General features: G+C 68.2%; 15 protein-coding genes. 5 read left to right on the top strand and 10 right to left on the bottom strand.

Annotated elements, in window-relative coordinates; translation table 11 throughout:
• Window positions 1–9: 9 nt before the first annotated feature.
• Both HNR70_RS16335 and HNR70_RS00335 read right to left on the bottom strand, forming a co-directional pair.
• Window positions 10–3,393 (bottom strand): bifunctional glycosyltransferase/CDP-glycerol:glycerophosphate glycerophosphotransferase, encoded by a 3,384-nt coding sequence (locus HNR70_RS16335; RefSeq protein WP_312857701.1) that lies wholly within the window; start codon window positions 3,391–3,393, stop codon window positions 10–12.
• A gap of 90 nt (window positions 3,394–3,483) precedes the next feature.
• A complete protein-coding gene (locus HNR70_RS00335) occupies window positions 3,484–4,485 on the bottom strand; it encodes an NAD(P)H-dependent glycerol-3-phosphate dehydrogenase (RefSeq protein WP_184323906.1) in 1,002 nt (333 codons plus the stop codon).
• A 435-nt stretch (window positions 4,486–4,920) separates the two neighbouring features.
• Between HNR70_RS00335 and wecC the strand changes: the two genes are divergently transcribed.
• The 4 genes from wecC (at window position 4,921) to HNR70_RS00315 (ending at window position 10,320) form a co-directional block, all read left to right on the top strand.
• Window positions 4,921–6,198, top strand: coding sequence for a UDP-N-acetyl-D-mannosamine dehydrogenase (gene wecC, locus HNR70_RS00330; RefSeq protein ID WP_184323905.1), 1,278 nt, complete (start codon window positions 4,921–4,923; stop codon window positions 6,196–6,198).
• Window positions 6,195–7,190: a hypothetical protein gene (locus tag HNR70_RS00325; protein WP_184323904.1), complete on the top strand. Its 996-nt coding sequence runs from the start codon at window positions 6,195–6,197 to the stop codon at window positions 7,188–7,190. Before wecC ends, HNR70_RS00325 begins: the two co-directional genes overlap by 4 nt.
• A gap of 3 nt (window positions 7,191–7,193) precedes the next feature.
• Window positions 7,194–9,440 (top strand): glycosyltransferase family protein, encoded by a 2,247-nt coding sequence (locus HNR70_RS00320; RefSeq protein ID WP_184323903.1) that lies wholly within the window; start codon window positions 7,194–7,196, stop codon window positions 9,438–9,440.
• Between the two features lie 151 nt (window positions 9,441–9,591).
• Window positions 9,592–10,320 carry a hypothetical protein gene (locus HNR70_RS00315; RefSeq protein ID WP_184323902.1) on the top strand — a complete coding sequence of 243 codons (729 nt, stop codon included), beginning with the start codon at window positions 9,592–9,594 and terminating at the stop codon, window positions 10,318–10,320.
• Window positions 10,321–10,360: 40 nt separating this feature from the next.
• Here HNR70_RS00315 and wecB read toward each other — a convergent pair whose 3' ends face one another.
• The 7 genes from wecB to rfbA all read right to left on the bottom strand — a co-directional run bounded on the left by wecB (window position 10,361) and on the right by rfbA (window position 18,940).
• The gene (gene wecB, locus HNR70_RS00310) at window positions 10,361–11,527 is read right to left on the bottom strand and encodes a non-hydrolyzing UDP-N-acetylglucosamine 2-epimerase (RefSeq protein WP_184323901.1); all 1,167 of its coding nucleotides are present in this window, start codon (window positions 11,525–11,527) and stop codon (window positions 10,361–10,363) included.
• Between the two features lie 126 nt (window positions 11,528–11,653).
• Window positions 11,654–12,583 (bottom strand): ABC transporter ATP-binding protein, encoded by a 930-nt coding sequence (locus HNR70_RS00305; RefSeq protein ID WP_312857522.1) that lies wholly within the window; start codon window positions 12,581–12,583, stop codon window positions 11,654–11,656.
• A 112-nt stretch (window positions 12,584–12,695) separates the two neighbouring features.
• Window positions 12,696–13,598, bottom strand: a complete 903-nt coding sequence (locus tag HNR70_RS00300; protein ID WP_184323900.1) for an ABC transporter permease — start codon at window positions 13,596–13,598, stop codon at window positions 12,696–12,698.
• A complete protein-coding gene (locus HNR70_RS00295) occupies window positions 13,591–15,396 on the bottom strand; it encodes a glycosyltransferase family 4 protein (protein WP_184323899.1) in 1,806 nt (601 codons plus the stop codon). The genes HNR70_RS00300 and HNR70_RS00295 overlap by 8 nt, the downstream gene beginning before the upstream one ends.
• A 213-nt stretch (window positions 15,397–15,609) precedes the next feature.
• Window positions 15,610–17,043 (bottom strand): sugar nucleotide-binding protein, encoded by a 1,434-nt coding sequence (locus HNR70_RS00290; protein WP_184323898.1) that lies wholly within the window; start codon window positions 17,041–17,043, stop codon window positions 15,610–15,612.
• On the bottom strand, window positions 17,040–18,053 hold the full coding sequence (rfbB, locus tag HNR70_RS00285) for a dTDP-glucose 4,6-dehydratase (protein WP_184323897.1): 1,014 nt from the start codon (window positions 18,051–18,053) through the stop codon (window positions 17,040–17,042). Before rfbB ends, HNR70_RS00290 begins: the two co-directional genes overlap by 4 nt.
• Window positions 18,053–18,940: a glucose-1-phosphate thymidylyltransferase RfbA gene (gene rfbA, locus HNR70_RS00280; RefSeq protein WP_184323896.1), complete on the bottom strand. Its 888-nt coding sequence runs from the start codon at window positions 18,938–18,940 to the stop codon at window positions 18,053–18,055. The genes rfbB and rfbA overlap by 1 nt, the downstream gene beginning before the upstream one ends.
• A 394-nt stretch (window positions 18,941–19,334) precedes the next feature.
• Between rfbA and HNR70_RS00275 the strand changes: the two genes are divergently transcribed.
• A complete protein-coding gene (locus HNR70_RS00275; protein WP_184323895.1) occupies window positions 19,335–19,799 on the top strand; it encodes a hypothetical protein in 465 nt (154 codons plus the stop codon).
• A gap of 10 nt (window positions 19,800–19,809) precedes the next feature.
• On the opposite strand, the gene HNR70_RS00270 is transcribed toward HNR70_RS00275, so the two are convergent.
• Complete coding sequence (locus HNR70_RS00270) at window positions 19,810–19,959, bottom strand: hypothetical protein (RefSeq protein WP_184323894.1); 150 nt, start codon at window positions 19,957–19,959, stop codon at window positions 19,810–19,812.
• Window positions 19,960–20,417: the final 458 nt, after the last annotated feature.

The raw sequence follows: 20,417 nt of genomic DNA, 5'->3' as shown, positions 1-20,417 counted from the left end.
ATCCAATATTCAGGGATTCAGTGGGCAGTTGTCATCCTGCTGTGCGGGATGATGTGACCCGTCTGTGCCGTGGATCGCTTTCAGGACCTCGCCTCGAAGCCAGGAGATGTTCTCCCTCGCAGTGCTGACCGGGTCTGGTCGGTGGTGTGCAACCGTCAGCGCGCCGTTGACGAGGACCGTGAGCTCCTCTTGGGTCCTGGACATCGGAAGGCTCAGGTCAACGGGCCATCGTCCGTAGAAGCCCCGCTCGACGTCGCGGTACCACTCGAGGTCGGGAGCGTGCACGATCATCGGCTGTCCCGTGAGTCGGTAGTCGTAGAAGATGCTCGAGTAGTCGGAGACGAGCACATCGCTGGCCAGCATCAGATCTTCGACATGCGGGTAGCTGCCCACATCGATCACCCGCGCCCCCTCCGCACGGAGCCCGTTCATGTGGTGGCTCCGCACGAGCACCCACGCGCCTGTCTCAGCCGCTAGACCTGCGGGATCCATGAGTGCCTTCAGCGAGTCCTCGCCCGAAGCGCGTCGCATCTTCTCTCGCCAGGTCGGCGCATACAGGACCGCACGAGCTCCTGTCGGGATGCCGAGCTCATCGCGCACTCGTTCGCGGCCCTTCGCCCCCTGCTCCAGGCGGACGTTCTGAGGCTGGTCTCCGAGACGCACGGGTCCGTCGTACCTGAGCGCAGATCGGAGGCGACGCTCCGCCTCCTCGTCCTGGGCCAGCAGCAGATCCCATTGCGCCGCCTGGCGCTCGATCAAGCGGCGATACACCAGGGGAGTGAAGTTGGATGGGGCGTCGTGGATCAACTTCTTGATCGGGGTACCGTGCCACGTCTGCACGATCATCTGCCCTGGCACCTTGGTGAACCAGTGAGGGAAGTTGTTGTTCGTGACCAGGACACGTGCAGTGCGGAGGGCCCGGAACCAGGGCTCAGATCCTGCGACCACAGGAGTCGCACCGGGTGGCACAGGGACTGTCCCGTCCGCTACGGACCACCACAGCGGCCCCTCGGTCTCCTGGAGAAGCGCGTCGAAGAGCGCCCGGGGGTTCCCACCCGAGGACTTCCCGTTGAAGGACTCGAAGAAGATACCGGGCGTCAACGGGCCGAAGTCCATCGCGATCAGCCGTGTTCTGCCCGCCCGCGTGCGCTCGGTCCGTGAAAGTGGGGGGCCCAGAGTGATTCCGAGCGGGCCGCCCTGCTTCGGCGAGAGCCGCACACTGCGGCACGTGCCCTCGACGTAGTGCTCACCCTTCCGCAGGTCACGTCCGGCACGAGCCCACCCCTCGGGTTGCTCTTCCGGGGTGAGGGACCATCGGACGAAGTAGCCATCGGAGGCGAGCGAGGGATCCGAGAGATCCACGTCTGCGCTCCATCGCCCCTTCCGCCGTTGCACTGGCTCCAAGCGTGCGCGCGCACGGGAGGAGACGAGCCAGATCTGCGGTACGAGCCCGGGAGGATCAACGCGGCCCGACAGTCGAGCGACGGGCCCCTCGACGTTGACACCGTCGATGGTCACGCGTGCGAAACGCTGCTCGATCTGGAGATCGCCTGCCCTGTCGGGGATGGCACGCACCGCCCGGGCCCTCGCTGCCTTAACCTTCCGATCCCAGGAGACGGGGAAGGAACGTCCGCCCACGAGGATCTGGACCTCGAAGCCCCTCTCCCCTCGATAGGTTGGCCCCTCCTTCATCCCAGGCAGATCGAACCGGATCTCCAACTGCGTCCAGTCGCGCGAGATCCGCCCTTCGATCTCCGTCCCCTGACGGCGTGCAACGGCTCGAACCTCGCCATCGAGGACCGGGAGATCCGTGCAGAGGACGTGGAGCTCGACGTGCTCGGGGCCAGTGCGCACTCGCTGGATGACGAACGGTGAGACGTTGATGGCCGTAACCAGCGCGGCACCATCGTCGGCAGCCATGAGGGCAGACTGCCGGCTCCCCTCGACGGGCCCCAGCCGGTAGCTCAGCGAGGTCACCGGCAGCGGTACCACCGCCTCGAGCGCCCTGCCTCCCACCGTGGTGCGCACCCAGAACTGCTGCGCCTCCGCATCCGCCAACGGGACTCGCGCTCGAATACCTGCCGAGGTGTAGGAACGCCATGGGTCGTTCGCAACAAGGTCCGCCCACGGTGCCTTCACCCGCTCCACCGTTCCGTGCACTTCCGCGGTGCCGTCCACGCTCACCGCAGCGATCTCGACATCCAACGGCGAGCGTCGAGGGTCGAGACCCGCGAGGTGCACTTCGGCTTTCATCTCGACATGGTGAGCGTCGGCGAACCGCATCTTCCGGGCGGTGCAGACAAGCCGTATGTCGAGTGGCGAGAGAGCCCGCACGTGCTGGGGGACCTCTGGCCACCGTTCGAGAAGGGGGTGCGCGGCACGCAGTTCGCCTGTGTCCTGGTCGAGGAAGAGAGGAAGCGCGCTCGTCTCCTCCCACCGCGTGGCGAGCACGTCATCGAGCACTTCCGGATCGGGGTGGCTCAGCGCCCAAGCTGTCATCCGTTCCCAGAACCCTAAGGTGTTCCAGGTCCCCACATCCACCAGCGCGGTGAGCTCAGCACCGATCAGGCGGAGCTCCTCCCTGAACGTCGGGACCGCGCCAGGGACCTTCTCCGCGTACATGAGGAGGTCACGTCCGAGCCAGACCGCCAGCAAGTGCTGGCGAACTGCATGGGAGGCGCCGTGCTCGTCCAGCATCACGCGCATTCGGTGGAGAACGGTTCGCCGGTCCGCGAGGTCCTCAAGACTCGACTTCGACTGGGACCGGGTGGCCCGTTCCTCCGGCAGTCGCCACGAGTAAACGTCCGTGGGCAGCACGTCGACGCTCCGCGCCTGCAGCGCAGCGGCGAGGCTCGGCTCCTGGTCCTCGTAGTTCACGTCCTCCGGGATCGGATGCACTCTGCTCTTCCAGAATGTGGTCCGATACAGCCCGTTCCAGAGGACCGGCTCGTCGAGCAGATCCGGGAACTCCTCGGGCGTCGTGCCCAGCCGCTCCTCGGCGTGCACTCGCGCCGTGAGCTTGGGCCGGTGGGACCCCATCGCGCTGTGCCGTCGGTACGAGCCCTTCACTACATCGGAACCACTCCGGCGAGCTGCGGCAAGCATTGACTCGAGGGCGCCGGGGAGCATGACATCGTCCGCGTCGACGAACGCGAGGAAGGTCCCGCGAGCTCTCTCGACACCGCGGTTACGTGCAGACCCCGGACCTCGTTGCTCCCCGTCCAGGACGACTACGCGACGGTCGCGCGCGGCGAGGCCCGAGGCGACGTCTCGGGAGCCGTCCGTCGACCCGTCATCGACGACGATCACCTCGATGTCCCGCACGGATTGGTTCAGTGCGCTGCGGATCGCGGCTTCCAGGTACGGCTCGGCGTCCTTGCACGGGATCACCACGCTGACCTCAGGTCGTCGTGTTCGTCTCCATGCCGCAGCGACCCCTCCGAGGATACGCCGCGTCGCTGTCTCGCGAGCCACCTCCGCGCCTCACTCCGGCCTGACGGAGCGTGCGAGGAGATACGAGGTGGCTTCCTCGATGGTCACGCCGTGGTCGACCACGCCCACGAGGGTCTTCGTGATGGGCATGTCGATGTCGAGTCGCTGCGCCAGCTCGTCCACGGCTCGTGCCGTGGCGACGCCCTCGGCGGTCTGCCCCACCTCGAGGAGTGCGGCCTCGACGTCCAGCCCCCGGCCGAGTGCGTGGCCGAGGCGGTGATTGCGCGAGAGCGGCGACGTGCAGGTAGCGACGAGATCTCCCATGCCCGCCAGACCCGCGAACGTTGCGGGGTGGCCACCGAGGACGACGCCGAGCCGGGTGATCTCGGCGAGGCCGCGAGTGATAAGGGTGGAGCAGGTGTTTGTCCCGTATCCAAGGCCCACCGCAGCCCCGACGGCTATCGCGATGACGTTCTTCATCGCCCCGGCGATCTCGACGCCAACGACATCCTGGGACACATACGACCGGAACCCGGGCGCGGCGCACCACGCGGCGACCTCATGGGCGAGAGCTTCGTCCGCCGCAGCGATCACGCTCCCGCTGGGCTGCCGTGCCGCGATCTCGCCAGCGAGATTGGGCCCCGAGAGCACCGCGATGAGTGCCGGGTCCACGTCGACCGCCTCAGCGATCACCTGGCTCATGCGCTGATCGGTCCCCCGCTCGATCCCCTTGGCGAGAGAGAGGACCGGGACCTTGGGAAGGGCGATGCCGTCGTCCTTCCACCCCACGAGGTTGTCCCTCAGCCGCTGGGTGGGCAGCGCGAGCACCACGCCGTCGACCGCCTCGAGAGCCTCGGCGACGTTCGCGGTGGCGGTCACCGATGCGGGAAGCTCCACATCCCCCAGGTACTCGGCGTTGCGATGCTCCTCCCGGATCGCACGGGCTGCCTCCTCACGACGCGCCCACACCACGACATCGCAGCCGGCGTCACCGAGGACGAGGGAGAAGGTACTGCCCCAGCTTCCTGCTCCGAGCATCGCGATGCGCGTCATGCCGCGTCCCCCCGATCCATCGCACGCATCGCGGTTCGGAGATCCAGCCGGCCGGGAACCAGGACGAGGAGAGAAGGCACCATGGCCGAACTCTAACCAGTCGGTGAATTCTCGGGAAACCCCGACCATCCCAACAGGTACTTCTCCAGAGCGAGCGCGCGTCGCGGAAGAACACTCGCTCCCGCGCAGGCCACGAGCAGGTGAACAGGCAGTCCGACGGTTTCTTCCCCCGCAGGTCGCGCTGAGAAGAGAGGACGGTGCGAGGACCGCATCCGATGACGTGCAGTAATCATCACGGTGACGTCCAGGTGAACTGTGAGTACTCATCACGCCCGCGTCCCACGAGCGAGAGATGGGCATCTCCACCGAGGCCTTGCGAATCGACGGAACGTAGCATACTCGCGACGCCTCCCCCATCGATCCGTCCCGGCGTTCATGCCCTCTCCAGGAGCCACTTCAGTGAGTTCGCAGCACCCTCTCGACACCGTCGCCGTCATCGGCCTCGGCTACATCGGCCTGCCTACGGCGGCAGTCCTCGCGCAGGCGGGGAAGAAGGTCATCGGTGTGGATGTGTCCCAGCGGACCGTCGACGCGGTCAACGCGGGCACGGTGCCCTTCGTCGAGGAGGGCCTCGAGACGGTCGTCGCCGGCACCGTCGCGCAGGGGAAGCTCACCGCGCAGGCCCAGACCCCCGAGGCGGACGCCTACATCGTGTCCGTGCCCACCCCGTTCCTCGCTGACCACGAAGCGGACCTGTCGTACATCGAGGCAGCTGCGCGCGGCATCGCCCCGACGCTGTCCGGTGGCGAGCTCGTCGTCCTCGAGTCCACCGCTCCTCCCGGCACCACCGAGCACATGGCGGACGTGATCCTCGAGGCGCGACCTGACCTCACTCGAGACCCTGGCCTGCCCACCTCGCTCTACTTCTCCCACGCGCCTGAGCGGGTTCTGCCCGGACGCATTATGATCGAGATGGTCGAGAACGACCGCATCATCGGCGGGCTCACCCCACAGGCCGCTGAGCTGAACCGCGATCTCTACGCGAGCTTCTGCCGAGGCGAGCTGCTCCTCACCGATTCACGGACCGCGGAGATGGCCAAGCTCACCGAGAACGCGTTCCGCGACGTGAACATCGCCTTCGCCAACGAGCTCTCCCTCATCACCCAGAAGCAAGGGATCGATGTATGGGAGCTGATCGAGCTCGCCAACCATCATCCGCGGGTGAACATCCTCCAGCCCGGCCCGGGCGTCGGCGGGCACTGCATCGCGGTCGACCCCTGGTTCATCGTCTCCGCGGACCGCGAGAACTCACGGCTGATCGCCACGGCGCGCGCCGTCAACGACTCGAAGCCCGAAGCGGTGCTGGCCAAGGTGCTCGCCCGTGCCGATCGGCTGAAGAACCCGACGGTCGCGGCTCTCGGACTCGCCTTCAAGGCGAACATCGACGACCTCCGGCAGTCGCCGAGCAAAAACATCGCCGTCGCGCTCACCGAGCGCCTCGGCGAGGGGACGGTCCTGGTCGTCGAGCCCAATATCGACGCGCTCCCCCCGGAGTTCGACAGACACGACAACGTGGAGCTCGCCGAGCTCGACGACGCCGTCGAGCGCGCGGACATCGTGCTCCTGCTCGTCGATCACGACCCCTTCCGCGCCCTCGACCGGGACAAGCTCCAGGAGAAGGTCGTGATCGACACCAAGGGACTCTGGCGGTGAAGCGCCTGCGGGCCCTCCGCCCGACCTCGGCCTCGCAGGCCGTCCTCGCACTGGTGCCTGCCCTCATCGCCGCCGGCACCCTCGCCCTCGTCATCGCCGGTATCGGAGACGGGGTCCTGATCGCCGCAGCAGGTGCCGCCCTCGCGCTCCTCGCGATCGCGCTCTGGCAGACGGACCGGCGCAGCGAGGCCCGCCGGGCGCTCACGAATCGCCAGCTCGCCGCGATCCGTGAGGACGTCGCCGCGGCGGACCGGGGTCAGCGCAAGGAGCTCTCGCGGGTCCTGTACTTCGTGGGCTCCGGCCCTCACACCAAGGCTACCGTGGGCAACATCCGCAAGGACCTCCACCGTGTCCACGAGACGGTGACACGCCTCGAAACCGTACTGGACGAGCAGAGCCTTCGCCCGGTCGACGACGCGGCGGGGCGCTCCTCCTCCGTCCGGCCCCGCCGAGCTCCCTCTCAGAACCGCGCCTCGGTGCCGCTGAAGCACGACGACACCGGCCTCACAGCCGGGAGGATCGCCGCCTCCGTGGCCCCGGATCCCCACCGCCGCCGCAGACTCTGCGCACTGCTCGAGCAGACCTCCTCGGATGCGGAGACCCGTCCTCTGGTCCAGACGATCGCCCTCCCCGGGACCCTCGCCAGGCTCCAGAACAGCTACTCCGTGCGGGCGCTCCGACCGGATCTGCTGGAGCTCGACCCCGGCACCTCGTTCCTCGTCATCGAGTCACGCGCCCTGCACAGCGGGATCTGGCACGGAACACTGCACGCCTCGCACGCGCGGAGGTATCGCGCGCTGCGCGACCTCCTCCTCGCCGCCCGCAAGAACTCCGTGCTCGTCATCCTCCTCGAGGACGACGACGCGACGTGGCACTTCGATGCGGAACTGCGCGACAAGGCCCACCTGACGCTCCGCCCCGGGGAACAAGCGTCCGGCGCTCCCTGGGCGTCTGACCGTCCGCTCGACATCGTCTCGACCCTCTCGGAGTAGTCCATGCCCCTCCACGACGGCCCGCAGCGCGTGCTCCTGTACGGCGACGTCAGCCCCAACATCACCGACGGCTCCTCCATCTGGCTCGCCACGATGGCCCAGATTCTCTCGGGGATCTTCGATGAGGTCCACCTCCTGCTCAAGGAGGACGACGTGACGGGCCGTGTGCTGATGCCCGTCCGCGATCTCCCGAACGTGACCTTCCATCCACCGCTCCAAGCACGCCCTGGCGCGGAGCCCTCCTCCTCGCGCGAGTCCCTCCCCCCGCGCCGTGCCGCTCAACGGATCGCCGGTCTCGCCGGCTCAATCGAGCCCGACGCGATCGTCACCCGGGGCACAGATGTCGCAGCGTTCGTCAGCGGGAACGATGCACTCGCCCAGGTCCACTGGGCCTACATCACTGATCTCCCGTACCCCGCCGACCGCCTCTCGACGAACAACCTCACGAAGCTGCAGCGCATCACCGAACGATCGCACCGCATGTTCGCGCAGACCGAGGACGCACGCTCATACCTCGAGAGCATCGCTCCCGCCGCCGCGGGGAAGACCGTGCTGCTCACCCCCACTGTCCCGGATCAGTTCTTCGCCGAACCCACTGCCGAGGATGCACCACTGGGGCGTCCGCTGCGTCTCGTCTACAGCGGGAAGCTCGCGCGCAACTGGCGCACCCTGGAGATGCTCGACCTACCACGCCTGCTCGGTGAGCTCGGCGTCGAAGCCGAACTCGCCGTCATCGGGGACAAGCTCCAAGTGGATCCATCCGCCCCCGAATGGGCACCGTCGATGCAGGAGGCGCTCGATCGCGTCTCACGCGGCGATGTCCCCGGCGTCACGTGGCTCGGGGGGATGGACCGTGCGAGCGCAGTCGCACAGATCTCCCGCGCGGACGTCGGCATCAGTTGGCGCTCCAGCGCCCTCGACAGCAGCCTCGAGCTCTCCACCAAGGCGCTCGAGTACTCCGCCGCCGGTACTCCTCCGCTCCTGAACGCCTCGATGTCGAATCGCATGGTCTGGGGCGAGGACTACCCGCTCTACTGTCATGACGATCCCGTCTCCGCCGCCCTGGCGATCCGGGACGCTCTGCCTGTGCTCGCAGACGCGCGTCGCGCAGCGGCGGCGAAGGTTGCCCCGTACTCACTCTCCCGCTCGGCCGAACGGCTCCGCACCTCGTTCCACCGGGGCGGAGCGCTCCCGGACCAGCGACCCACCGGAGTACCCACCAGGGTCCTCGTCGCCTCCCACGACCTGAAGTTCTTCGGAGAGATCCTGGACTGGATGGAGCGCTCCCCCGCCTTCGAGTTGCGCATCGATCGCTGGACGAAGCTCGCGGAGCACGACACCGCTGCCAGCACCGAGCTGCTGGAGTGGGCCGACGTCATCTTCTGCGAGTGGGCGGGTCCCAACCTCGCCTGGTACAGCAACCACAAGAAGCCCCACCAGCGACTCGTCTCCCGCCTCCATCGCTTCGAGATCAACGGCCCCTGGTGGAGCCAGGTGGACATCTCGGCGATCGACGAGATGGTCTATGTCTCCGACTACTTCCGCCGCCGGGCTGAGACCGCGCTCGGTCTCGGCACCCTCTCGTCCCGCGTCATCCCGAACGCCCTGGACGTGCTGGACCTGGATCGCCCCAAGCTCCCCGGGGCCGAGTTCCACCTCGGGATGATCGGCTTCGTCTCCTTCGGCAAGCGTCCCGACCGCGCGCTGGATCTGCTCTCAGCGCTCCTCGAGGTCGATGACCGATACGTCCTGCACCTCAAGGGGCGCATGCCGTGGGAGTACGGCTACGAGTGGGACAAGCCCGCCCAGCGTCACCTCTACCTGGACTTCTTCGACCGACTCGCAGATGACGAAAGGTTGCGGGAGCACGTGGTCTTCGACGAGTTCAGCCCGGACATCGCCTCCTGGCTCCGCGGGATCGGCACCGTTTTGTCCCCTAGCGTCGACGAGTTCGAGAGCTTCCATCTCGCCCCGGCCGAAGGCATGGCCTCGGGCTCCGCCGCTGTGTTTTGGGACCGCGAAGGCGTGGCCGAGCTGTTCGGCGCCGACCTCATCGCCCCGACGCTCGAGGATGCCCGTGACCGGATCCTCGCGCTGCGCTCCCCCGAAGCCCGGGAGGAGGTCGCTCTCACCTCCCGGCAGCGCGTGGCACGGTGGGACATCACAATGCTCAGCGCCGCCTGGTCCGAGTCGCTTCGCCGGCCCGTCCCCGCAGAAGAGACCGCGTCCCTTGCTCCCGCCGTTTCCTGAGCCACGACGCCGGCACGTCACCCCGGCCGGTGCGATCGAGCATGACTCCGTCGGGGAGTTCCTCGCGAGCGAGATCCGTCCAGGCCCTCACGAGATCCACCGCGGGCTGCCCATCGACCTGCTCGTGGAGGACCGCGGAGCGAGCACCACTTTGATCGCACTCCACGCCGCCGCGCCGGACCACGTCACCACACTCCCCGTGTTCTCGGGACGAGGCCTTGCCGCAGCGACCGGCGTCAACCTCCTCGCCATCGCAGATCCGTCCCTTGCAATGCACCCCGATCTGAAGCTCGGCTGGTATCTCGGGAACCGTCCGCAAGGGCGCTTCCGCACACTGTCCACCCCGATCATCAAGCATGTGCTGGAGCAGCTCGGCTCCACCCGCACGGTATTCTTCGGAGCGTCCGGCGGAGGATTCGCGGCGGGCGAGCTGTCACAGAACTTCCCCGAGAGCCTCGCGCTCCTGTGCAATCCTCGCCTGGATTTCAGGATGCAACCCCGGGCCGCCGTCCGCGAATATCTCGTGCACTGCCACTCTGCGGTCTCACGGACGCCACAACTGCGCATTCGCGCGGAATTCGTTCCCACCGCTCTGGACAGCGAGTGGAACGGCAGCCCTGCCAACACCATCGCGATCATCCAGAACACCGGTGACCGCATGTACCACGACCATCAGTTCCTGCCTTTCGCGCAGCGCCATGCTGATGACCCTTCGGTCCTCCACCTCCTGCGCGACGACGGCGAAGGGCACCGGCACGTCCCCCGCGCCGAGCCCGAGCGCGTCATCACAGGACTCGCCGAGGCGGAGAGCCCCCCTGCGGCGCTGCGAGAGCTCGGCTTCCGCACCGGCATCCCGGGCGGCACCAGCGCTTCGCAGTGATCCCTCCGGGGCAGGCGCCTCGACCCGCCCCGAAGTTCCGTCAGGCGTGGAAGTCGACCGGGCGCTCCCCGGCACCGAGAAACTTCCATCGGATCGCCTCGACCGTGCGCCTCGCCGCGTCGCCGTCACCGTACGGATTCACGGCGTTGGCCATGCCGAGGTAAGCCTCCTCGGAGTCCAGCAGCATCGAGACCTCGTCCACGAGACGTTGCGGGTGGGTGCCGATGAGTTTCACCGTGCCGGCGACCACGGCCTCCGGTCGTTCGGTGTTGTCCCGCATCACCAGGACAGGCTTTCCGAGACTCGGAGCCTCCTCCTGCACTCCTCCCGAGTCGGTGAGCACCACGTCCGCAAGGCTGAGCGCGCGTGTGAACTCGGCATACGGCAGGGGCTCGAGGAGCAGTACGTTGTCGAGGCCGTCGACCGCCGGACGGATCGCGGCGCGCACCTTCGGGTTCCGATGCAGCGGAAGGATGATCGTGAGATCGGCGTACTTCCGCGCGATATCGGCGACGGCCTGGCCGATCCCCTCCATGACGGCACCGAGGTTCTCCCGACGATGGGCGGTCACGAGCAGAATCCGACCGGCCTTCTCGGCGAGGTGCTCCTGCTGCAGGGCCTCGAGCCGCTCGTCCTCGAAGCGGACGGCCAAGTTCTCCGTCGCGTACTTGAGCGTGTCGATCACCGAGTTGCCGGTCACCACGATGTCGTTCTCGCGGACGCCCTCACGGGTAAGGTTCGACTTGGAGGTCTGCGTCGGGGCGAGGTGGAGCGCCGCGATCTGGCTGGTGAGCTTACGGTTGGCTTCCTCCGGGAACGGCGAGTGGATATCACCGGAGCGCAGTCCCGCCTCGAGGTGGACCACCGGGACGCGCCGGTTGAAAGCGGCGACCGCCGCCCCCATCACTGTCGATGTGTCCCCCTGGACGATGACCACATCCGGCTTCTCGGCCACGAGGATCGCGTCCACCCCGGTGATCACCTTGGCGACGACCTCGTTGAGGGACTGCCCACCGGACATGATGTCGAGGTCATGATCCGGCTCGATTCCAAAGAGAATGTTCACCTGATCGAGCATCTCCCGATGCTGACCGGTCACCACGATGACATTTTCCATCTCCTCGTCGACCTGGATCGCCCGAATGATCGGCGCGACCTTGATGGCCTCAGGACGGGTGCCGTAAATGGTCATAACCCGCAATGTCATCGAGAACTCCTTGGGAGACGAATTAGTCAGGAACCATTATCCGGCAATCACAGTGTCTGCACGGTCACCGAGTGTGTGCAGCAAGTGTTCATCACTCCATGTTTTCTCATTCCGTTCAACCTCGATTCACCGGGGCGCGCGATCTGAAGGGAACGTCTTCTCCTCGGAATCCCGGGCAAAGACCCGCATGAAGGGATCGGGCTCGAGCTCGGGGATCTCGCGCCAGCGTCGGCGCCCTTGCGACGGGGGGTCCTGCGTGGCCGGGTCCTCGAACTGCAGTTCCGTCAGCCGCCGCTCCTCTGCACCCTCCTCCATCGCATCGTGCAGGAGCGAGGCGGCCTTCTCCTCGTCGCCCTGGGCGAGATTGTGCGCGAACCATCGGTACTTGCGCGCCACCTCGACGGCGTCCCCGTCAAGCACGATCCGGCCCCGTTCCATCCAGATCGCACGGGAGCACATGTTCTCGATCGTCTGCGCAGCATGGTTCACGAGGAACACCGTGCCGGCCCGAGCGAGCATGTCGTCCATCGCGCGCTTGGATCGCTCGGCGAACGTCGCGTCACCCGTGGAGAGTGCCTCGTCGATCATCAGGATCGACGGATCTGCGCCGAGCGAGATCGCAAACTTGAGCCGAGCCGCCATTCCTGATGAGTAGGTGCGCATCGGCAGATCGATCGCATCGCCGAGAGCGGAGAGCTCGACGACCGGCTCGAACATCTCCTCGACCTGCCCAGGGCTGAGACCCATCGCAAGCCCGCCCAACGTGATGTTCTGGGCACCCGTGAGGTCAGGGATGAGGGCTGCGCTCACCCCGAGCAGCATTGGTTTCGCGGAGGTGAGGACAGTACCGCTCGTCGGCGCCTCGAGGCCCGCGAGAACGCGCAGCAGGGTCGATTTCCCGGAGCCGTTGCGACCGATGATGCCGATGAACTCGCCCGAGCGCGCAGTGAAGGAGACCCCGCGGACGGCCGCCACGGAAACCATCTGCCGGCGCGTCAGTCGCCCGCGCAGTGTCTTCGACGGGGTGCGGTCGGTGCGAGGGGTCTGGTAGCGCACTCGCACATCGTGTGCGACCACGGTGAGCGGGGAGCTGTCCGGAGCGACCCAGCGCTCCGAGCTCGTCTCGTCCTCCTCGCTGCGTTGTGCTCCAGTGCTGGCTCCCGTGCGGTCAGTGGGCGTCGCCATAGCTCGCCTCCCCTCGCCAGAACACGAAGAAACCGATGACAAGAATCCCCACCGACCATGCCGCGAGGATCAGCCACGAGTGAAACGGCGCCACAGCGTTGTCGATGAGCGCGCTCCGGTACAGCCTCAGCATCTGGTAGATCGGATTCGCCTCGATCGCGGCATCGAACCATGGGTTGTCGAATCGCCCCAGGTAGTGCTCGACGGGGAAGATCACCCCGGACCCGTACATGAGGAAGCGCGCGACGACGCCCATCAGCTGCGAAGTGTCCGGGAAGACGAACCCGAGGCGGGCCATGAGCAGCGCGATCCCCAGGTTCAAGAGCATCTGGAGAGCGAAGATCGGAACCACCAGAAGCCATGCCGGACCCGGCATCTCGTTCGGCGGGATCACCATGATCATGAGCAGGGTCACCGGGAGCGTGTACCGCATCTGCAGCGCTTCGCGGATCGCCCAGGCCAGCGGGATCGCGACGCGAGGGAACGAGAAGGCGCGGATCATGGCGCTTCCACCACGGATCAGCCCCGGTCCCTGGCTGAGGCTGCGCATCGTGGATTGGAACATGAGAACCCCGACCACCACGTACGCAGCGAAGTTCTCGATGCCTCCGCGGGCACCGCTGATGAGCACGCCGAAGACGAAGAAATAGAGCGCGGCGTCGAGCATCGGCCGCAGGATCAACCAGATGCGGCCGAGCCGGTTGCGCGAGTTCTTGGTGTCGAGCCGGTGGCGCGAGTCCACCCAGATGAAATGCCGTCGGTCCCACAGCTCCCGTAGGTACTGGCCCAGAGGCGGCCGCACGCCTACCGGTGAGAGTCCCTCCGTGGCGAACCCGCGGGCCTCGAGATTCTGCACGACCTGTGCGGCGGATCTGGCCTCAGCCACGTGTCATTCCTGTTCCTCGTTCCTGCGCGACGCTCGCGTATAACGCCCCGTATCGTCTCATCAGCGCCGACCAGGTTCGCTCGCGTGCGAGGACACGCCCCTCGGCGGCGAGGTCGCGACGCGCCCCTTCATCCCCGTGGAGGGAGCGGATCGCTCCGGCGAGGCTCTCGGCATCGCCGGGCGTCACCAGGACTGCGTGGCGCTGGCCGTCACCGCCGGTGACGGTCTCGCGGAGCGCCGGCAGATCACTCGCGATCACAGGGCGGCCCAGCGCCATGGCCTCGATCGGCTTTTGCGGGGTGACGGAGCGGGTGACCTCTAGGTCGAGGCGGGGAACAGACACCACATCCATCGCCTGCACCCAGCGCCTCGCCTCCGGGCGGGGAACCCGGCCTGGGAGGTGCACCCGATCCGAGATCCCGAGCTCACGGGCGAGAACGAGAAGATCCGGTGCTGCGGTGCCGTCCCCGACCACGACCACGTGCAGTCCCTCCCTCAGCTGCGCCGGTGTCTCGGGATCTTCGAGCAGGGATGCCGCAGCACGGAGCAGCACATGATGCCCCTCGTAGGGGACGACAGCACTCACGCCACCAACGACGAACGCCCCCTCCGGGAGATCGACGCCGACGGCGCTCCGAGCGGCGGCAACATCCAGCTCTTCGCCGAGGAGGGTCTCGTCGACCCCGTTGGGGACGAGAACGATCCGCTCCGCAGGGACGCCGCGCCCGACGAGTACGCCCGCCATCGCTTCCCCGAGGGTGACGACGCCTGCGGCGTCACGGGCGAGAGCTGCCTCGGTGCACGCGGTGGCGGTGACGCGCTGGGAGTGCGCCGCCTTCACCCGTGCCTCGAGCCTGCGGTGCGAGGCGATCCAGGTCTGTTCCATCAGCCCCCGGACCTCGTAGACCCAGGGGATCCCGGTCGTGGAGCTCACGGCCTGAGCGACCAGCGCGTTGCGGTAGTCGGTCGTCGCATGGAGCACGTCGGGCCGGAACTCGCGCACGAGCTCGAGCGCCTCTGCGACCTCCTGTTCGAGCCTGTCCGCCGGTGTCGTCCCGAGCCGGGTCGGGAGGGTACGGCGGTAGCGGATCCCGTCGACCAGGTCCTCCTGGGCGGCCTGCGCCTTGCCGACCATCACCGGGTATCCGGTACGGGTCAGGGCAACGGACTCGATCCCGTGCTCCGCGAGGCTGGTGAGGATGCTGTGGGTGCGCAGCGCATAGCCGGATTGCGTGTGCGGGAGCGAGTTCGTGAGGAAGTGAAGGGCGCGGTATCGCCCGTCTGGGACCGTGCGCGAAGGGATCGGAGCCGAACTATCTCTCGTCGCGAGATGGAAGTCTTGCCCCAGGAGCTCGAGCTCGCTCCGGTACCGGGCCGTCTGGACGCTGTCCCCGCGGCCGCTCTCCTCGAGCAGCGCGATCGCTCCGTCCAAGTCGCCCATAGCCCAGGCCGCCCGGGCTCGGGTCGCCGCCGGGGCCCGAGGCGGGATCAGGTCCGTGCGGTCCAGCAGGACGGCAACCTCGTTCCGAAGCCTCGAGCGGGACGGCGCGGACTTCTCGATCAGGGCCTCCGCACGTGCGACGTCCCCCGCCATGAAGGCACCGAGCGCAGCGGTGCCCGCGGCACCGGGGAGGCGGGTCCCGAGACCGTGGAGGGCCAGGCCGACCCGCCGGCGCACCGCCATCGGAAGCCGCCTGCTGATCTGGATCGCCAACAATGCCGGATCGTCGTGCAGGTGCTGTACCGCGGCGTCGACGACGAGTCGCACGTTACGGAAGAGGCGGCGGGGATTGGGCACGATCCTCCGTTCGGGGGGCACGACGACATGGGACTTCGAGAGCATACCGAGGGCATGCCGTCCGTCCCCTGCCCCCTGCATGCGACCTGGTGGGCGCCACCCCGCCTGCAATAGCCGTATGGCCTTCCAGTGCGTCCTCGCCGTCCTCGGTCTCGAGGTGTTCGCGACCTACGAGAACTGTTCAAGAACTCATGAGCCGGGGCAGCACCCGGCTCAGACGCCGAGGTACCCCGCCAGCCCCTCCCCCATCTCCCGCACCGCGAACCCGGCCGCCTCGATCTTCGCCAGGTCCAGCACCGACCCCCGCGGCCGCGGCGCGATCGTGCCATCGGCCTCGGCCCTGCCCTGCCCGGCGTAGTAGTCAACGGTCGCGATCGGGGTGACCCGCTCGGGGTCGTGGCCGGTGAGGGCGAAGACGTGCTTCGCGATCCCGGCCCAGGAGAGCGGCTCGCCGGCGGCGCTGAGGTTGTACACCCCGACCTCGGGGCGCAGCTCGAGCAGGTGCTCGATCGCGGCGGCGAGGTCATCGGTGAAGGTGAGGCGACCGATCTGGTCGTCGACCACGCTCGGGTCGATGCCGCGCTCGGCGAGGCTCGCCATCGTGCGGATGAAGTTCTTCCCCTCCCCCACCACCCAGCTCGTGCGGAGGATGTAGTGGTCGGGAAGGGTCTGGACGAGCCGGTCTCCGGCGGCCTTGGTCTGGCCGTAGACGCCGAGGGGGCTCAGCGGCTCGTCCTCGGTGTGCACGGCGGCGGTGCCGTCGAAGACGTAGTCGCTGGAGACGTGCACGAGGGTGGCGCGCTGGGCGCGGGCTGCCTCGACGAGCCGGGCGACGCCGTCGACGTTGGTCGCCCAGGCGGCGGCGCGCCCGTCGGCCGTCTCGGCGGTGTCCACCGCCGTGTAGGCGGCGGCGTTGACGATCGTGCCGTAGGGCGCGAAATCGAAGGCGGCGACCGACTCCGCGTCGGCGATGTCGAGGCGGTCGCGGCCGACGAGATCGACGTCGGCCCGTCCCTCCCAGCGCGCTGCGAGCGCACGGCCGAGCTGCCCGTTCGCGCCGACCACGAGGGTGCGCCTCGGCGGCACGGGGGTGACGTCGGCGAGCCGCGGATGGGCGAGGTCCTTTCCGGACAGCTCCGCCTGGTCGAGCGGGATCGGCCAGGGGATCGCGACGGTCTCGTCGGCGAGGTTCAAGAAGGTGTACTGCGCCTGCGCGGCCGCCGACCAATGGTCGTTGACCAGATACGCGTATGCGGAGGGTGCCTCGAGGGTCTGGAAGGCGTTGCCGACGCCGCGGGGCACGAAGATCGCGACGTCCGGGGTGATCTCGTGCCAGTACACGGCGCCGAAGCTATCGCCCTCGCGCAGGTCCACCCAGGCACCGAACACGCGCCCGGTCGCCACCGAGATGTACTTGTCCCAGGGTTCGGCGTGGATCCCGCGGGTCACGCCCTCGGCCTGGTTGAAGGAGATGTTGTTCTGCACCGGTCCGAAGTCCGGCAGGCCGACGGCGAGCATCTTCTCGCGCTGCCAGTTCTCCTTGAACCAGCCGCGGTTGTCGCCATGGACGGGCAGGTCGATGACCAGCAGGCCCGGGATCGGGGTCTCGTGGACGGCCAGCTGCTTGGCCTCGGATGTCCCGCTCACTGGCCCGCCTTCGCGTACTTCGCCTCGGTCGCCGCCTTCTGCGGGCGCCACCAGTCCTCGTTCCCGCGGTACCAGTCGATGGTCGCGGCCAGTCCCGCCTCGAAGTCGCGGAAGGCCGGCGCCCAGCCGAGCTCCGTGCGCAGCTTGGTGGAGTCGATCGCGTAGCGCAGGTCGTGACCGGGACGGTCGGTGACGTGGTCGTAGTCGCCGGCGTCGCGGCCCATGAGCCGCAGGATCGTCTCGACCACGTCCTTGTTGGACTCCTCCCCGTCGGCCCCGATGAGGTAGGTCTCGCCGATGCGGCCCTTTTCCAGGATGGTGAGGACGGCGGAGGAGTGGTCGTCCGCGTGGATCCAGTCGCGCACGTTCAGGCCCTCCCCGTACAGGCGGGGCCGGATCCCGTCGATGAGGTTCGTGATCTGGCGGGGGATGAACTTCTCCACGTGCTGGCGGGGGCCGTAGTTGTTCGAGCAGTTCGAGATCGTGGCCCGCACCCCGAAGGACCGCACCCACGCCCGCACCAGCAGGTCGGAGCCGGCCTTGGTGGAGGAGTAGGGGCTGGAGGGGTTGTACGGGGTGTGCTCGGTGAAGCGCTCCGGGTCGTCGAGCTCCAGGTCGCCGTACACCTCGTCGGTGGAGATGTGGTGGTAGCGCACGTCGTGCCTGCGCGCGGCCTCGAGCAGGGTGAAGGTGCCGGTGAGGTTGGTGTGCAGGAAGGGGCTCGGGTCGTTCAGGGAGTTGTCGTTGTGGGACTCGGCAGCGTAGTGGACGATCGCGTCGTCCTCGCCCGTCAGCCCACCGACGAGCTCGTCCACGAGAGAGGCGTCGGTGATGTCGCCCTCGACCAGGCGCATGCGGTCCTCGGGCAGTCCCGCCAGCGACGCGGGGTTGCCGGCGTAGGTGAGCTTGTCCAGCACGGTGACGCGGGCGTCGGTCGCGGCTAGCACGTGGTGGACGAAGTTGCTTCCGATGAAGCCGGCGCCGCCGGTGACGAGCAGGTGGGCGGGCATCAGCGGGTTCCTCCGAGGCGGGTCTCACGGTCCAGGACGTCCAGCAGGTACTGACCGTACCCGGACTTCACCAGCGGCTGGGCGCGCTCCCGCAGCTCGTCGTCGGTGAGGTAGCCGCGGCGCCAGGCGATCTCCTCCGGGGCGCTGATCGAGAGGCCCTGGCGCTTTTGGACGGTGCGGATGAACTCGGCGGCCGCGGCGAGGTCGTCGAAGGTGCCGGTGTCCAGCCAGGCGGTGCCGCGGGTGAGCACCTCGACCTGGAGTGTGCCGTCCTCGAGGTAGGTGCGGTTCAGGTCGGTGATCTCGAGCTCGCCGCGGGCGGAGGGCTTGAGCGCCTTCGCCCGTTCCACCACGGTCTCGTCGTAGAAGTACAGGCCCGGCACGGCGAGGTTCGACTTGGGCTCGGCGGGCTTCTCCTCGAGCGACAGGGCGAGGCCGTCCTCCCCCATCTCCACCACGCCGTAGGCGCGGGGGTCGCTGACCCAGTAGCCGAACACGGCCGCGCCCTCGACGTCCGCGTAGCGGCGCAGCTGGGCGCCCATGCCCTGGCCGTAGAAGAGGTTGTCGCCGAGCACGAGCGCGGCCTTCTCACCGTCCAGGAACTCTTCACCGAGGAGGAACGCTTGGGCGAGACCGTCGGGCGAGGGCTGGACCACGTAGTCCAGCGAGATCCCGAAGCGGGACCCGTCCCCGAGCACGCGCTGGAACGCGGCCTGGTCCTCCGGGGTGGTGATCACGAGGATGTCCCGGATCCCGGCGAGCATCAGCGTGCTCAGCGGGTAGTAGATCATCGGCTTGTCGTAGACGGGCATCAGCTGCTTCGAGACGCCGATGGTCAGGGGATGCAGTCGCGAGCCGGTGCCGCCCGCGAGGATGATTCCGCGCATAACGGACAGTCTGCCAGGGCTGGGGCGGGGGTGTCCGGATACGCGGGCGGTGGAATGATCGCGGCATGCTGAACCGCGGCACGGACGCCGCCGGCCTCGTGCGCGCCGCTCGCGTGGACATCGGCATGTCCCGTGGGGAGCTTGCGGGGGCCATGCCACTGTGAGCGGCGTGGAAGGCCTTGGAGCTGGAAGCAACTGCTCTGCTCCCATGCCGGCCGCCCCTCTGGCGTGTCACCGCTGCGCGACATAACATTGACAGACGTTGACGATGTGGAGTCGACACCGACGGGAGGCCCGGATGAGTACCGCACATGTACCGTCACCGAGGTCTGCGCCATCGCCCAGGTCCTGGCGGGATCAGGTCGTCGAGCGGTACGCCCGGGAGGTCGACCGCATGATCGAGGCGCGCGAGATCACCGTCTTCACCGAGAAGAGCGCGTCGGAGGTCGTTCGCGCCAGCGCACAAGGCGTTCGCGAGACGACACGTGGCACCGACCCCTACAGCACCTACCTCTCCACGGCCCGGGTCGCCGCTCTCCTCGGCGGCGTCTCCCGCCAGGCGATCTCCGGAAGGGTGGAGCGGCACACGCTGCTCCGGGTCACCACGAGCGATGGGCAGCAGGTGTTCCCGGAGTTCCAGTTCACCGACGGGCACGTCCCCGCCTCGATGAAGCGGATACTCCAGATCCTGCTGCCTGCCGCACCGGACCCGTGGGTGGTCGTGGAGTGGCTGACCATCCCTCTGAGCGAGTTCGACGATCGCACTGCCGTCGACGTGATCAGGGATGGGGACTGGCGCGAGCTGGATAACCTCAAAGCGCTCGCCCAGGACGTCGCCTCCGGATGGCGTGATCGATGACGAGCGCGGCTCAGCCGATCCCATAGTGGTCGTAGAAGTGGCCGACGGTCAGCGCGGTGGAGTCCCCGAGGTCCACGAGCTCGGCGACGAACAGCTCCGTGCCGTCCGAGGCGATGCCGGAGACGCCCTGGACGAGCCGGCCCCGCGCGCCCTCGTCCATGCCGTGAACGATGTCGATCCCGCGCCGCTATGCCTCCTCCAGCGCGCCGCGCAGCTCGGCCGGCTGCGGGGCCGACGGGCGGTCGCCGTCGGCCGGCGATCGCGTCGGCCGATCGCTCGCCGCCCGGAGTGGCCGCCCGGGCCCGCCCCGCCCCGTCGGCCGCGAGGCCCCGACTTGTGCGCGCTCACGGTCGATACTCGGGGCGACATCGACCGCCAGCGCGCACAACTCCGGCGGCCGGCGTGCGGGCGACCTGCCCCGTGGGCCGCCCGGCCCCGTCGGCCGCCCGTTGTAGATCCCTACAACTCCCCCGCCGGAGCGCTGTCCCACCCTCCGTGGCGCAGGTCACCCGCGCACGCCTAGGCTCGATCGGGCCTGCCCTCTCCCCTCACGGCATCGCGGCCGCGCGGGCGGGGCGGGGACCGACAGACCATCTGCACCGACAGACCACGCAACCC

It is taken from the genome of Brachybacterium aquaticum, from assembly GCF_014204755.1.
Lineage (GTDB): Bacteria > Actinomycetota > Actinomycetes > Actinomycetales > Dermabacteraceae > Brachybacterium > Brachybacterium aquaticum.
This window is presented reverse-complemented; position numbering and strand designations above follow the sequence as displayed.

Bases quoted from the DNA above. Each gene is read 5' to 3' on its own strand.
- rfbB (WP_184323897.1), bottom strand. From the start codon at position 18,053: ATGCCCGCCCACCTGCTCGTCACCGGCGGCGCCGGCTTCATCGGAAGC.
- HNR70_RS00275 (WP_184323895.1), top strand. From the start codon at position 19,335: ATGATCGAGGCGCGCGAGATCACCGTCTTCACCGAGAAGAGCGCGTCG.
- wecC (WP_184323905.1), top strand. From the start codon at position 4,921: ATGCCCTCTCCAGGAGCCACTTCAGTGAGTTCGCAGCACCCTCTCGAC.
- HNR70_RS00270 (WP_184323894.1), bottom strand. From the start codon at position 19,959: ATGGACGAGGGCGCGCGGGGCCGGCTCGTCCAGGGCGTCTCCGGCATC.
- rfbA (WP_184323896.1), bottom strand. From the start codon at position 18,940: ATGCGCGGAATCATCCTCGCGGGCGGCACCGGCTCGCGACTGCATCCC.
- wecB (WP_184323901.1), bottom strand. From the start codon at position 11,527: ATGACATTGCGGGTTATGACCATTTACGGCACCCGTCCTGAGGCCATC.
- HNR70_RS00335 (WP_184323906.1), bottom strand. From the start codon at position 4,485: ATGACGCGCATCGCGATGCTCGGAGCAGGAAGCTGGGGCAGTACCTTC.
- HNR70_RS00320 (WP_184323903.1), top strand. From the start codon at position 7,194: ATGCCCCTCCACGACGGCCCGCAGCGCGTGCTCCTGTACGGCGACGTC.